Origin of the sequence: Streptosporangium sp. NBC_01810 (assembly GCF_035917355.1) — a bacterium.
Lineage (GTDB): Bacteria > Actinomycetota > Actinomycetes > Streptosporangiales > Streptosporangiaceae > Streptosporangium.
The window spans coordinates 6,610,145-6,623,464 of sequence record NZ_CP109070.1 but is presented as its reverse complement, the minus strand read 5'-3'; the positions used below and the strand labels follow the sequence as shown (position 1 = coordinate 6,623,464).

The window sequence follows — 13,320 nt, the reverse complement described above, 5'->3', positions numbered from 1 at the left end:
CACACACTTCTTTTCCGCCCCCGACGCGGGTGACCGCTGCTGCTCGTCGTGCCGTACCGTCATCCGAGAGATTTCGCTCGGCGGCGTGTCACTGTCGAGGCCAGGTGTCAGGGATCACTTGTCACGGATGATGATCTCCGGGAATGACGGGTCGTTCTGGAGGTCTCTCATCATTCTTTCCGAGCGGGTGAGGCGCTCGCGCCCCCGCCCGGGTCCCGCGTTCTCGTTGAAGTTGTTACCGTCCCGGTGGCCGCGGTAACGGTCGTAGGGACGGTCCTGGTAGCGGTGCGGCCTTCCCCGCCATCTGTCCGAAGGCCTGTCCTCGCGGTACTGTCGGCGGGAGGGGTTGGGGTAGGGGGAGAGGCGGCCGTCGAGAGTGCTGTCGGCATTCAGCTGTGAGATCGAGCCGAGCGCCTGGGCCTGCCCGATGGCGGCGTTGGCCGGTGCCTGGTTCGACGTCATGAGGATGCCGGAGACTGCCGCGATGGCGAGGACGCTCACCCGCCTGCCGGAGATCGGCCCCGGTGTCCGTCTGCTCTTTCGAGGAAGCACGTTATTTCCCCATCTCGTTTCTGGTTCCGAAAACATCTGATATCCCTCACTACCTCATAAGTGGCAGCAGCTAGGAGATACCCCTCGGACAGTGAGATAGCTCATTGAAACGGTTGAGGCAGAGCAAATAAATAGCACCGTGAGGGCCGACGGGAGTTTATCTATTGTTATTTACGATTTTGTCGTAGTTGTTCGTATGTTACGAGAGGCGAGGTTGCCGTGAATTCCAGGCCGGTTCCTCGGCGGGAAGCTTCGAGGCGGGGCCAGGCACCGTCGGTCACCGAGACGACCTGCCTGGTAATGACGGTGTTACCGGCATTACCAGGCAGGGCCACGGGCCGTTACCGGTAGACGCGGGGGTCGGCCAGGAGCGGGCGCGACAGATGTACGGTGATGAACTCGTTGTCGTCGGGCCGGCCCGGGGTGCGGCCGGCGGAGAACGGGAAGTTGTTGTCGTCGAGTACGCCCAGGGTCCGGTCGTCGAGGATCACCACATCCTCGATGGTCTGGAACGGGAACCGGAAGGTCTCCCCGAACCCACCCAGGCCGCGCGGGTTGGCCAGGTCTAGCAGGTCGGCGACGAGGGTCTTGTGCAGGTCCGCGTGGCGGATGTCCACCAGGTAGATGCGCTTGGTCTTGGCCGCGTCCCCTTCAAGGTTGTCGCGCTCGATGACGAGGAACCGGTGCCGGTCGACCGCGATCATGTCGCCGATCGCGTTGTCGGGGCTCTCCAGCCGGTAGGTCCAGCGCTTGCCGGTGTAGGCCCGCTTACGCAGGTCGAACTCGTTCATCCGCAGCGTCCCGGCGGTGTCGCCGGTCACGGTGCCTTCCAGTAGCGGGTACAGCGTGCGGCCGTCGACCGAGCGGGCCATGCCCTCGAAGCCCTTGCTCCGTCCCAGGTTGGGCTGCTCGCCGCCCAGGGACGGATTCTCCGGGGCCTTCACGCCGGGCAGCGGGACAGGTGCCTCAAGCAACTTGCCCGTGGTGGAGAAGTGCAGCAGGAACGGGCCGAACTCGTCCCCGATCCAGTAGGTGCCGTCAGAGGTCCGTACGATCGACTCCACGTCGAAGTCGGCGCCGGTCAGCTTCCGGTCCGCCCGGGTCAGCGCCCAGCCGACGTGTCCGTCGGGGTCGCTCAGGTCGAACCCGCCGAGCACCGCCACCTTGCCGCGCTTGAAGTCGGGCTTCACCCGATGCACCCGCAGCAGGAAGTCGGCGCTGTTGGCCTTGCCGCCGTAGCCGTTGTCCGACAGTACGTCGAAGGTGCCGTCGTGCCGCCGCACGATGCCGCTGAAGCCCTGCACCGGCTGTCCGGTGAACGGCGGGGTCACCCCGTTGATCGGGGCCGTGCCAAGCTGGGCCCCCGACTGCTCGCTGCCCGGTACGAAGGTCAGCGCGGGCAGGGAGGCGAACCCGGTCAGAGTGGCGCGCCCGAATTCGGAGCGGCCGGCCCTGTCGGAACCGGGCTGCCCCGGGTCGGCCACCGCCGGTGCGGACACCGCCAGTGCCAGTACGGCCGCGCCGATGGTGATCGTCATACGTCGTCTCATGGTGGGCACGCTAGGGAACCCGCGTGAACGGCCGGTGTTGCGTCGCGGACCGTACCGCGAAAACAAAGACCTGGCTGAGCGAGTTGACACTCTTGAAGTTTCTCGCCGCACCCTCGGCGGAATAAAGTTCCAGACATGAGGATTTTCGCCGACATCACCGAGTTCAAGACCGCCGTTGGGGAACATCTCGGCTACACCGAGTGGCGCGAGATCACCCAGGATCAGGTCAACCTGTTCGCCGACGCGACCGGCGACCACCAGTGGATCCACGTGGATGTGGAGAGGGCGGAGCAGGGGCCGTTCGGCGGCACCATAGCCCATGGATACCTGAGCCTGGCACTGCTGCCCTCGTTCATGGTGGAGCTGTTCCAGGTGGACGGCCTGGCCATGGGCATCAATTATGGGCTCAACAAGGTCCGCTTCCCCTTGCCGGTCCCGGTCGGCGCACGGGTCCGAGCCGGCGCCGAACTCGTCGACCTCAAGGGCATCCCCTCGGGCTACCTGTCGAACATGCGACTGACCGTGGAGGTCGAGGGCAGGCCCAAGCCCGCCTGCGTCGCGGAGACCCTCTCCCTGTACGTTCCGGCGGAGAGTTCCTGACCCGGACGTCCCGTCTCCGTTCCCGAAGCCGCTCCGCCGGAAAGCCCTTGATCAGTGTGGTCACCTCTCCGCGGGAGAGCCCCTGACCCGCGCGGTCGCCTCTCCCGCGGAGGGCATCCGATCCGCACTTACGCGCGTCACCTCTCCCTGGAGAGCTCCTGAGCCAGGATCGCGGCCTGGACGCGACTGCGGAGACCCAGCTTGTTCAGCAGCCGGCTGACGTGGGTCTTCGTCGTCGCCTCCGCCATGTCCAGCTCCGCGGAGATCTCCGTGTTCGACAGGCCCCGGCCGATGCAGGCCAGCACCTCGCGCTCGCGTGGGGTGAGGCCGCCGACCTCGTACGGCCTGCGCTCGGGGACCGACGCGCCGAAGGCCGAGATCAACCGCCGGGTGACCGAGGGCGCGATGAGCCCATCGCCCCTGGCCACCACCCGTATCGCGTCCACCAGGGCGTCGGCGTCGGTGTTCTTCAACAGGAACCCGGCGGCTCCGGCCCGCAGCGCCCCGAAGACGTACTCGTCGATGTCGAAGGTGGTCAGGATCAGCACGTCGGCGATCCCGCTCAGCGCGCGCGTCGCGGAGATCCCGTCGAGCTTCGGCATCCGGATGTCCATCAGCACCACGTCCGGACGAAGCTCGGAGGCCATCGAGACGGCCTGCTCGCCGTTGGCGGCCTGGCCGACGACTTCGATGTCGTCGTGACCGTCGAGGATGAGGACGATCCCGGTGCGGACCGCCGCGTGATCGTCGGCGACGAGGACTCGGATGGTCACGTGCTCTCCAGGGTGGGTGGTGTGGTGCGGCCGTCGACGACTCGGATGGTCACGTGTGCTCCGGGGTGAGCGGCTCGGCACGGACACGCCGGCCGTCGTCGTACGGTCCGCCGACGAGGAGTCTCACACGACCTCCCGGGTGGGCAGCTCGGCGCGGACGCGCCAGTCGTCATTATGCGGCCCGGCCTCGAAGACACCGCCGACAAGGTTCGTACGCTCCCGCATGCCGATGATCCCCGCACCCGCGCCGGGAGGTCCCAGCCTCGCACCCGCGCCGGGAGGTCCCAGCCTCGCACCCGCGCCGGGAGGTCCCAGCCTCGCACCCGCGCCGGGAGGTCCCAGCCTCGCACCGCCCACCGGGTTGTCCACGGTCAGCGTGACCAGCCCCGGCAGGTAGCCGATCACCACGTCGGCGGCCTTGCCGCCGTGCCTGAGCGCGTTGGTCAGCGACTCCTGGACGATCCGGTAACCGGCCAGGTCGACCGAGGCGGGCAGCTCCCTGACATCGCCGTCCACTCGCATCCGCACGTCAAGCCCCGCCTCCCGGGCCCGCTCGGCCAGCTCCTCCGCCTCGGCCACCCGGCGCCGGGTCGCCTCCGGCTCCTCGCCGTCCTGCCGGAGCAGCCCGATCATGGCACGCATCTCGCCCATGCCCTCGACGCTGTTCTCCCTGATCGACTCCAGCACCTTCCGTACGGTCTGCGCGTCCAGGTCCCGGCGGGAGAGGACGGCGGTGGACTGGATGGCGATCGCGCTGAAGTGGTTCGCGATCATGTCGTGCAGCTCCCGTGCCATCCGGGCCCGTTCGGCCTGCACCGCGGCCGCCCGGTCCAGCTCCGCCAGCCGCGCCACCTGTTCGGCCCGCGCTCGCTCGGACGTCGCCTGGTCCTCCAGCTGTCTTACGATCATCGCGGTGAAGACGGGGGTCATCCCGACCAGACCGCCTTGGACCAGGAAGACGGCGGCGGCCGACCAGTGCCTGAAGAGGGCCCCGCCGATCACGCCCATGACGACGGCGCCCACCGAGGTGATGCCGAGCATCCACCTGCCCAGCGCGCGAGGGCCGTATCTGACCCCAGCGTAGAGGTTGTCCGTGACGATCAGGACCGTGCCCAGCGATGGGCCCATGGCGAAGTCGCCGAGAAGGGCCACCACCCCCAGCCCGAGCGAGAGCAGCGGCCTGCTCCGCCGTACCAGGACCCCCACGCATGAGATCGCCAGCGGCCCGACGAACAGCGGGGCGGCGGCCCATCGGTGCTGGTAGGCGTTCGCGGCGAGCAGCAGGAGACCGACGACGAAACACGCCACGGCCACCAGCGCGTCTCGTCTCATGCCTCTCATCCCACCATTCCGGTACGGTCCGCAGGAGCGGCGTCGGGAGGATCGCCGGTACATAAAAGGATGTACACCGGTTCATCAGCTCCGACGATGTCCCAGACCAACCGGGTTGGGACGATGAATCCATGGTTCTGGCGGTCATCATCGGATGCGAGATCGGGTTCTGGATCCTGCTGGGACTGGGGCTCGTCTCACGTTACCTGTGGGGCATGCGTCGGCTCAGCACGGCGCTGCTGCTGGCGGTCCCGCTGCTCGACGTGGTCCTCCTCATCGCCTCCGTCATCGACATGCGCGGCGGCGCCCAGGCGGACTGGCGCCACGGGCTGGCCGCCGCCTACCTCGCCTATTCGATCGTCTTCGGCCACCGTACGATCACCTGGGCCGACGCGAGGTTCGCCCACCGTTTCGCGGGCGGCCCGGAACCCTGGAAGCCCCCGTCCGGCGGCGTGGCCAGGGCCCGGTACGAATGGGGGATCTGGCTCCGGATCGTCCTCGCGTACGGCATCGCCTGCGCCCTGCTGTTCGGCCTGATCCTCATCGTCGACGACCCGTCGCGGACGGTGGCGCTGAACGCCTTCATGACCGGCGCGCTCAAGGTTCCGCTGATCGCCGTGCTCTGGCCGGTGAGCTACACGCTCTTCCCGGAGAAGGTCGCCAGAAACGGTGTCGCGGGCAACTCCAGCGGCTGACCTCAACTTGAAGATCATCCGGTCCGCCTGACCTTATGACGTGAGGCCCGCCACGCCGCTCGGCCCCGGCTCGTGTCGCCCTTGATCACGAACGGATCGGCTAACCGGTTCGAGGCACCCCGCAAAACCCGCTATGCTTGCTTACGCAGCGAGCGGCCGTAGCTCAATGGATAGAGCATCTGACTACGGATCAGAAGGTTGGGGTTTCGAGTACCTCCGGCCGCACAGTGCGAAAGCCCAGGTCATCACCGCGATGACCTGGGCTTTTTCGTGTTCTGGATCAGGTGCGGGTGTCTGGCCGTGTCCGGCTGTCGGCGGTTGTCTCCGGCTGATCTTTCCCAATGGGTTCCCGTGCTCCGGGGCGCAGAACGTCACTGATCCGGCGCATGGCGATCTCGTCGTGCCCTACGAGGCACTTCTCGTAGGTGCGGTGCAGGACCTCCACGCTGTTGCCTGCCCACTCGGCCACCTGCTTTGGTGAGACCCCCGCGTTCAACCAGGTGGACAGGCAGGCGTGCCGAAGGTCATAGGGCCGCTTGGCCAGCGGTGAGGCGTATTCCTCCTTGCTCAGCGCGTCCCGGCGAGCCCTGTCCCACACTCGTTGAATAGTGCTGGTGGCCAGCACGTGCCCCTGTACGCCGTGAAAGCCCCGACCGCCGGGGCCGGTGCCCACTTTGCCGCGCACCGGGGGGATCGCCTCGAGCAGCGGCATCAGTTGCAGCACGTCGTTACGGTTGCCGCCGGTCAGGCTCACGGCCAGCGGGATGCCGTTGCCATCGGTGATCACGTGGTGTTTCGAGCCCGTTTTGGCGCGGTCGACCGGGCTCGGACCGGTTTTGGGCCGCCCTTGAGCGCCCGCACGTGGGAGCTGTCGATCACCGCCTTGGACCAGTCCAGTTGCTCGCCGGTGTGCAGCTCGGCCAGCAGCAGCTGATGCAGCCGATCCCAGGCCCCGGCCTGCTGCCAGTCACGCAACCGGCGCCAGCAGGTCATCCCCGAGCCGAAGCCCAGCTCCTGGGGCAGGAACTCCCACGGGATCGCGGTGTAGAGCACGAACAAGATCCCGCACAAGGCCTTGCGGTCATCGAGCCGCTTACGCCCGGGATGCCGGTAGCGGCGCTCCCCCCTCGGCAACAACGGCTCGATCCGCGCCCACAGCTCGTATCCGGGCCATCGGTGAGCGTGCCGGCGCGACCTTGAAGGGCTGCAAAGTGCTGACCGGGCTGCGCTGTTGCCCGCATCGAGCGACCGCGCTCGTGCAGGCGATCCTTGTGCTACAGCTCGTGGAAGAAGGCCGCTACTCAGGATGAAATGGCTCTTATTGTGTCGGTGGGTGCTGCGAGCATGACGGGATGATCGCGACCCCTGACGACTACTCCTGGTTCTCCCGCGAGCGCTTCCCCGAGCTGGCCGATACCTACTGCTTCACCTACGTCCGCGGCCTGACGCCTGAGGAACTGATGACCCGGCTCGGCGTCCGGGTTGAAGACTGCTCTCGCGTGACGCTTGATGAGCTGATCCGGCGGCAAACCTTCGGTGCCGTCGCCGTTGGAGACTGGGTACTCCTCGTCGAGGCCTACGGCGGGCTTGGCGTCACCGAAGAGATCATTATGCCGCTGTCGGCGGGCACCCGTCTCGTCTCCCACTTCTACCTCGACGTCGACGGCATGGACTACTTCTACTGGATCGACGACGGAAAGATCCGGTTCGAGTTCGCGTACCAGGAAGGCTATTCCCACTGGATCGAAGACGGGAAGATCCAGTTCATGTTCAGGCACCATGAAAGCTACTCGGAGGAGATGCCGGACGAACTCGCAGAGATCCTGGAGCGGATCGACTCCCCTGTCTACCCGATCGCCGACCCCCACGAAGGGCCGGCGTTCCTCTTGGCCGAGCGCCTCACCGGGATCACGATGACGCCGCAGTTGCTGGAGGAGTCCACCTACCTGTGCGGAGGCGTTCCCGGATCGAGGTGAGCAGAACCCACCGTCCATGGCCCCCGCGGGTTGGCCGCGGACGGTGGATCGCTCCGCTGCAGGCTCCACGGGAGCACCGTTCTCCGCGGTGAGCTTGTGCCGCCCGAGCCCCGGCTTGAGATGGAGCCGCACCGTGTCCTCGTAGTCGTCCAAGGTCGAATCGGCGATATGACGATGCTTGACGCTTTGGCGTCGGATGATGCTTGACGGCACGAGCGTGAGCGCGAACCTTCCTACTTATCGTGCTGTCGGCGCACCATCTCGGTGATCCAGATGGGCGCGAACGGAGACGTGCAGCCCGGGGAAGTCGGGTAGGCCTTGAGCACCTCCAGGCGCTCACCGATGCCGATTGCACGGGCGCGGTGCTCGGCATGCTCGATCCCGATCTGAGCCAGGCAGTGGTTCATCGCCCACTGCAGGCGATCCGGGGCGTCTTTCATCTCCGCCTCAATGACGTCGAGCAGTCCTGCGAGGTCGAGGCCCTCGGGCTTCTTCGTCACGCGTTCGGTGGTCAGCGCCCAGCCGGCACTCGCGACCACTGAATCCGGATCGGCGGACCAGGCTCGGCGCAGCTCTTCGGAGTGCGGGTTCTTCTTCACCACGTAGTTCACGAGCCAATCGTGCACCTTGGGTGTGCGAGCCTCGCGCAACATGACGTCCAACTCGTCACGCTCGAACGCCTTCGGGCGGCAGATCAGGATCGCCAGCAGTCTCGCCGCGGTGTCATCCGTCTTCCAGAGCCGGCACGCGAGTTCCTGCTGCGTCTTCAGCCGCTTCGCGAGCGCGCGCAGCTTGCTGAGGTTCACACCGTGATCGTCACCGTGTTTCTCGTTCACCTCGCGTATCTTCGGGTCCTCGAGCTCGGCCAGCTCGGCCACCACCTCGGCCACCACTGTCTCGGTCAGCGTCGTCTCGGCCACCTCAGACTCCTGTCCATCACGTGCGAGATTCAGCCTACGACGGAAGTCGGCCTCCTGCCGCACACGCCGGTTCGACGACAGCCACCGACACGAAATCCCGCGTCTTCACAAATTTGCAGCAGTTCTCGGCACTGGCCCTCGCCTTCACTCCGAGCAGCCATCCAACTCCTGGCTAACCCGGTTAGGAGAGTGATTGAAGTCTTCTCGGCAATGTGACGGTTGCGGTGTGTGACGGTCTGCGGCGCCTCACTGAGGGTTTCAAAATTCAGATCCAGCCGTACTGGCGGGCGATGCGCGCGGCCTCATGACGGTTCGCAGCGCCGATCTTCCCGGCCGCGGAGGAAAGATAGTTCCGTACGGTGCCAGATGACAGTGCCGCCCTGCGGGCTATCTCCTCCACCGGCGCCCCCTCGGCGGCCAGTTCCAGCACGTCGGCCTCGCGTGGAGTGAGCGGGCTGTCGCCCGCGCCGATCGCTTCGGCGGCGAGTTGCGGGTCGACGTAGCGGCCCCCGCCGTGAATCGTGCGCACGACGTCGACCAACACGGCGGCGGAGACGGTCTTCGGAAGGAAACCCCGTACACCGGCGGAAAGCGCCCGCTTCAGGTGCCCGGGGCGGCCATGGCTTGTAACGATCATGGTGTGGCAACCCGGCAACTCCTCATGGATCATGCGGGCCACGGTCACGCCGTCCAGATCGGGCAGTTGCAAGTCGATCATGGCCACGTCCGGCTGGAAGACGCGGGCCATGGCGATCGTGTCGGCGCCGGTGGCCGCCTGAGCCACCACGCTCAGATCCTCTTCGAGGGCGAGCAGCGCCACCAGGGCACCTCGGATGAGGTGCTCGTCCTCGGCAAGCAAGATCCGGATCGGCGCGCTGCTCACCGGACGTCCTTCCACCAAGCCGGGAGCTGCCTGGTGGTCATGTGCGGCGGCAGCACCACAGCGGTCACCGGGTCTCCTCCTGGGTAGCCACGGGCAATGGCAGTTCGGCGGTGAGACGGAACCGGTCGGGTGGCTTCCGCTTGGTGACGACACTCCCGCCAAGCGCCGCGAGACGTTCCGCCACGCCGGGAAAACCGTTGCCGGTCGGCTGGTGGACATCGGGAGATTCCGGACCCGTCACTCCGTCATTCTCCATACTCAGCGTAAGCCGATCGGTGCCGCCGGTCGTCGACCGGTGTAAAGAGATCGTGCACATCCGCGCCTCGCTGTGCCGCAGCACGTTTGTCGTACCTTCTCGTACCACCCAGCCAAGCGTGCTCTGTACCTCGGCGGACAGGCTGCGCCCGTCGCCGATCACCTGGCAGCGCACCCCGGCTGAGGCGAGCACCGACCTGGCACCGGCCAGTTCCATGTCCAGGTCAGCGGTACGGTACCCGCGCACCACCGCACGCATCTCGGCCAGCGATTCATGCGCGATCTTGCTCACTTCGCGCATCTCGTCCACCGCCCCGGACCGGCCACGCTCGACCAACCGCGCCGCGAGTTCACTCTTGAGGGCCACCACCGACAGGTTGCGGCCGATCACATCATGCAGATCGCGAGCGAAGCGCAGCCGCTCCTCGGCCACTGCGAGTCGAGCATGCGCCTTCCTGGAGTGATCCAGTTCCCAGACGTTCTTCAGCCCCCACATCGAGGCACGGTAGGTGAGCAGCCAAGCAACCATGAGGCTGCCCAGGCCGATCGCGGCCGGGACAGCGATCGACATGGGAGCGCCCTCTATCCGGGACACCGCGAACTTTGTCGCCACGGCCGCCGCCAGCACGCCCATGGCGACGGAGAGCGGCACCACCGATGACACAGCGGTGACGAACGCGATCGCAAGGACGACCACCAGGCCCGAGGCCGGACCGTCGGGGTGACCGGGTTGCGCGTCGGGATAAGCCACAGTCCCGATCACCACGCCCACGACCGTGAGCCCGGCGGTGAGGGCGATCAGCCCCACCGGCCGGGACCGACGCCCCAAGTAGTGATTCAGACCCGCGTGAACGAGCAGCGCGCAGGTGATGGAATGTAGGGCGGTATAGGCCAACATCACCCACCGCGCGAGCGTCCCCACCTCTGGGCCGATCATGATGGCGGTCCACGCCGGTTCAAGGACATACGCCCCGGAGAGCGAAACGCGGGTCCACAGGTCCCAGTGCTCCGCCTGGCCATGCCGACGCCACTGCCACAACCGGTCCGTGAGCCTGTTTCCCATCTCACCCACCCCGTCATGATCGCACCCGTTTTCGCGGAATGCTCCCGCGAACGCTTCCGGCCCCGATCCCGGCGCCCCTGTTCCGGGTCGCGCTACCCGGCCGCCCTGACGCTCCGGCGTTCTGGCGCTCTTGGCCACTGTGGACGCCGTGGCCGTGTGGCCCGGGTGGCGCCCAGGCCGCTCGTCCACAGCTCGTTCCGACCGTGTGGCCCGCTACGGCGCGAACCGCATCTCCGGCCAGCGCCTGGACGGCTTGGCGAGCAGTGGGCTTGGCTGTCCCAGCAGATGGCGGTTGAAGAACGCACGAATGTAGATGCGTTGAATCAGCACCGAACGAGGGCCGTCGATTTTGCCGATCATCTCGGTGACCTGATCCGGCGGCAGTCCCAGCGAGTGTTGCCGGAGCAGCACCTGAAGGTTGGTAAACGAAGTGTGGCCCGTACCGTCCAGCCGTAGTTCCAGCCGCCAGCCTCGCAGGCGGGCCCACAGCGCCGCCCAGCTCGGGTCGTTGCCCCGGCCGTGCTCCGAGCTGCCGACCTGTAGGAACGGCCGGTCCAGTCCCTCCTGCAGGACCGGCCCGAACATCGCGCCGTCCAGGTTGATGCCGGCCTTGACTCGCGAGTCCGCATGCATGGTCGCGGCGGCGGTGGCACCACCCAGCGAATGCCCGAACATGCCGATGCGGGACAGATCAAGCACACCGCGCAGCCCCTTGGGCGCAGACCGACGCTCGGCGTCGATGACGCGTCCGCGATTGAGCGCGGTCAACTGGTCCATGACGAAACGTGTGTCGGCGAGGCGGGCGGCCACTGCCTTGGTGGCGACGGGATCATCTTGCTCGTCGAAGTTCGGTGGTGGCGAGCTCGCCGCGTGGATCTCCACCTGCCCGTCCGGAAATTCCACCGCTCCGGCATCGTAGGTGTGGTCGATGGCGGCAACCACGTAACCGTGGCTGGCGAGATCCTCCGCCAAGGCGGTGCTGGAGGCACGGTCGGCGGCGAAGCCGTGTGAGAAGAGCAACACCGGTCGTGGCCCCCGCCCTCGATACACCGGCGCCCCCACTCGCCCGTGCGTGACCGGCAGGCGTACGGTTCCCGCCGGAACACCTGCCAGGACGGCCTCCGCCATCTTGGGCGAGAGCCATGGCGCCCGGGGATACGCCGCCGCCTTCTGTGCCGGATACCACAGCTGGACCATGAGTTCTCGGGACGACTTGGCGGGCACCCATGGGTCGGGCCGTGCAGGGTCGACCAGGTGGAGTGACACGGTCCCGATCTGGAGCGGGCCGGTGGGTTTCGGCAGCGTGAGCCGGACGGGTGCCACCTGGTTGGCGCCGAGGTCAGAACCGTCCTCAGCCGACGTCGTTCCAGCGAGTGCGGGGCGGGCGACGCTGGGGCCGGCGAGTGCGGGACCGGCCACGAGCGCCAACCCCAGCACCGACGCCAGCGTGGCGCGGTAGAGCGCTGTGACTCCTCGCCGGGGCGAGCCGACCTCTCGTGGAGCCGAATCAGCCGGTCGGGGCCGGAAGATCGGGGAGAATCGATCAGGCATCATCATGATTCCAGCGTCCGATGCTGCCCGGCTATGAAGTAGTGCCAACACTCACCGGCTCAGATGCGTTCTTCCCCGCCGGCCGATGACAAATCTCACGGGCAGCGCGGGTGAGGCCCGCACCAGGCGGCCGGCCTGGACATTCACCTTTCTCCCCCGCGACTGCCCGTACCCCGTTCACCTGAACCTTCCAGGCTGGTTGGTGCGGAACGCTGGTCAAGCTGTGGACTCGGCCATACCCTCCGATCGTGGCGGACATCGGCTACTTCGAGGCATGGCAGATGTGGCTGGACGGCAGGTCCACCTTGGGAAACGACATGTTCGGTCTGCCGATGATCTGGTGGGGCAGGGCGGGGAAGATCGCGGCTTTCGTCAGCGGCATGACGATCCTGCTCGACATCGCGGGACCCGAGCGTCTCGTGTCATTCGCAGACCGGCTACACGCCCTCATCCAGGCTCTCTGGAACCGCGCGCTGGCCTACTCGTTTTCGGTCGGCGCGTTTGTCCTGGCGTTCAGCTGGGTCGTCATATGGGAGATATGGAGCATCGACCTTCCCGTACCGGCCGGTGTCCCCGGCTTGAACGTGCTCGTCGGCCTCCTCAAGGTTGTCGTCGTCGTCACGCTGCTCTGTCTGGCCCCCCTGGCCGTGGCGGGGACCGTACTCCTCATCGACAAGGTGTGCGCGAAGCTACCTGCGATCTTCATGCATCCTCGCGTGGTTCACATTCGTGTCGTGGCGACCGTACTTCTGATTACCGGCTTTCATTTCGATCTACTTGCCTCGTAACCCGTCCCGTAAGAACTTCGTCGGCCCGACCGGGGGAGAAGGCATGCCGCCCCGCCATCCACGCGTCGACGCACTCGCCGTATTGCTAAAAAGCCATCTCAAGCGCATGTAGTGCCAGCCCGGATCGCTTGATGCCTTCATCGCCGAGACCGGCCTTCATCGCCGAGACCAGCCTGAGCCCGAGCTGTCGTAACCCCAGACCTTCTTGATCAGTAGAGCGGTTCGGTGCTCCTTCGCGTGATCTGGAGATCGTCGTCCGCCGGTGAAAATCGGGTGACATTTCGCATCACTTGCCGGAAGGCTGGGGACGGGCGATGAGTTTTGTCGGTGGTGTCGGTCAGTCTTTGCATGACCACAACTCCTGGTGAGACCCAAGGCTGGG

12 protein-coding genes, 1 tRNA gene and 2 pseudogenes are annotated in these 13,320 nt (G+C 66.6%); 6 read left to right on the top strand and 9 right to left on the bottom strand.

The annotated features are described in order from the left end of the window. Positions 1-114 precede the first annotated feature (114 nt). Both OIE13_RS29745 and OIE13_RS29740 read right to left on the bottom strand, forming a co-directional pair. Entirely contained in the window at positions 115-552 is a 438-nt protein-coding gene (locus tag OIE13_RS29745) for a hypothetical protein (RefSeq protein ID WP_326829015.1), read from the bottom strand. A gap of 341 nt (positions 553-893) precedes the next feature. Continuing rightward, positions 894-2,102 (bottom strand): esterase-like activity of phytase family protein, encoded by a 1,209-nt coding sequence (locus tag OIE13_RS29740; RefSeq protein WP_326646383.1) that lies wholly within the window; start codon positions 2,100-2,102, stop codon positions 894-896. A 135-nt stretch (positions 2,103-2,237) separates the two neighbouring features. Between OIE13_RS29740 and OIE13_RS29735 the strand changes: the two genes are divergently transcribed. Next, on the top strand, positions 2,238-2,702 hold the full coding sequence (locus OIE13_RS29735; protein ID WP_326829014.1) for a MaoC family dehydratase: 465 nt from the start codon (positions 2,238-2,240) through the stop codon (positions 2,700-2,702). A 137-nt stretch (positions 2,703-2,839) separates the two neighbouring features. Here OIE13_RS29735 and OIE13_RS29730 read toward each other — a convergent pair whose 3' ends face one another. Beyond that, positions 2,840-3,475: a response regulator transcription factor gene (locus OIE13_RS29730; protein ID WP_326646385.1), complete on the bottom strand. Its 636-nt coding sequence runs from the start codon at positions 3,473-3,475 to the stop codon at positions 2,840-2,842. 123 nt (positions 3,476-3,598) lie between these two features. Beyond that, positions 3,599-4,807, bottom strand: coding sequence for a sensor histidine kinase (locus OIE13_RS29725; RefSeq protein ID WP_326829013.1), 1,209 nt, complete (start codon positions 4,805-4,807; stop codon positions 3,599-3,601). A 131-nt stretch (positions 4,808-4,938) separates the two neighbouring features. On the opposite strand from OIE13_RS29725, the gene OIE13_RS29720 reads away from it, so the two are divergent. Both OIE13_RS29720 and OIE13_RS29715 read left to right on the top strand, forming a co-directional pair. After that, positions 4,939-5,502, top strand: a complete 564-nt coding sequence (locus OIE13_RS29720) for a hypothetical protein (RefSeq protein ID WP_326646387.1) — start codon at positions 4,939-4,941, stop codon at positions 5,500-5,502. 152 nt (positions 5,503-5,654) lie between these two features. After that, positions 5,655-5,727 (top strand) — tRNA-Arg (locus OIE13_RS29715). Between the two features lie 442 nt (positions 5,728-6,169). Here OIE13_RS29715 and OIE13_RS29710 read toward each other — a convergent pair. Continuing rightward, a pseudogene (locus OIE13_RS29710) lies at positions 6,170-6,660 on the bottom strand (IS5 family transposase); the annotation flags it as partial. Between OIE13_RS29710 and OIE13_RS29705 the strand changes: the two are divergent. After that, a pseudogene (locus tag OIE13_RS29705) lies at positions 6,660-6,812 on the top strand (IS5/IS1182 family transposase); the annotation flags it as partial. The pseudogenes OIE13_RS29710 and OIE13_RS29705 sit on opposite strands and share 1 nt — an antisense overlap. Before the next feature lie 42 nt (positions 6,813-6,854). Further along, positions 6,855-7,478 (top strand): DUF6461 domain-containing protein, encoded by a 624-nt coding sequence (locus OIE13_RS29700; protein ID WP_326646388.1) that lies wholly within the window; start codon positions 6,855-6,857, stop codon positions 7,476-7,478. Positions 7,479-7,711: 233 nt separating this feature from the next. Here OIE13_RS29700 and OIE13_RS29695 read toward each other — a convergent pair whose 3' ends face one another. The 4 genes from OIE13_RS29695 to OIE13_RS29680 all read right to left on the bottom strand — a co-directional run bounded on the left by OIE13_RS29695 (position 7,712) and on the right by OIE13_RS29680 (position 12,156). Next, entirely contained in the window at positions 7,712-8,383 is a 672-nt protein-coding gene (locus OIE13_RS29695) for a DNA alkylation repair protein (RefSeq protein ID WP_326830321.1), read from the bottom strand. A 280-nt stretch (positions 8,384-8,663) separates the two neighbouring features. Continuing rightward, positions 8,664-9,281, bottom strand: coding sequence for a response regulator transcription factor (locus tag OIE13_RS29690; protein WP_326829012.1), 618 nt, complete (start codon positions 9,279-9,281; stop codon positions 8,664-8,666). Positions 9,282-9,345: 64 nt separating this feature from the next. Continuing rightward, positions 9,346-10,473, bottom strand: coding sequence for a sensor histidine kinase (locus tag OIE13_RS29685; RefSeq protein ID WP_326829011.1), 1,128 nt, complete (start codon positions 10,471-10,473; stop codon positions 9,346-9,348). A gap of 339 nt (positions 10,474-10,812) precedes the next feature. After that, positions 10,813-12,156, bottom strand: coding sequence for an alpha/beta hydrolase family protein (locus OIE13_RS29680; RefSeq protein ID WP_326829010.1), 1,344 nt, complete (start codon positions 12,154-12,156; stop codon positions 10,813-10,815). Positions 12,157-12,398: 242 nt separating this feature from the next. Between OIE13_RS29680 and OIE13_RS29675 the strand changes: the two genes are divergently transcribed. After that, positions 12,399-12,938, top strand: coding sequence for a hypothetical protein (locus OIE13_RS29675; RefSeq protein WP_326646392.1), 540 nt, complete (start codon positions 12,399-12,401; stop codon positions 12,936-12,938). Positions 12,939-13,320: the final 382 nt, after the last annotated feature.

Coding starts and splice junctions, on each gene's coding strand:
- OIE13_RS29740 (WP_326646383.1), bottom strand. CDS start 2,102: ATGAGACGACGTATGACGATCACCATCGGCGCGGCCGTACTGGCACTG.
- OIE13_RS29735 (WP_326829014.1), top strand. CDS start 2,238: ATGAGGATTTTCGCCGACATCACCGAGTTCAAGACCGCCGTTGGGGAA.
- OIE13_RS29725 (WP_326829013.1), bottom strand. CDS start 4,807: ATGAGACGAGACGCGCTGGTGGCCGTGGCGTGTTTCGTCGTCGGTCTC.
- OIE13_RS29720 (WP_326646387.1), top strand. CDS start 4,939: ATGGTTCTGGCGGTCATCATCGGATGCGAGATCGGGTTCTGGATCCTG.
- OIE13_RS29700 (WP_326646388.1), top strand. CDS start 6,855: ATGATCGCGACCCCTGACGACTACTCCTGGTTCTCCCGCGAGCGCTTC.
- OIE13_RS29685 (WP_326829011.1), bottom strand. CDS start 10,473: ATGATCGGCCCAGAGGTGGGGACGCTCGCGCGGTGGGTGATGTTGGCC.
- OIE13_RS29680 (WP_326829010.1), bottom strand. CDS start 12,156: ATGATGATGCCTGATCGATTCTCCCCGATCTTCCGGCCCCGACCGGCT.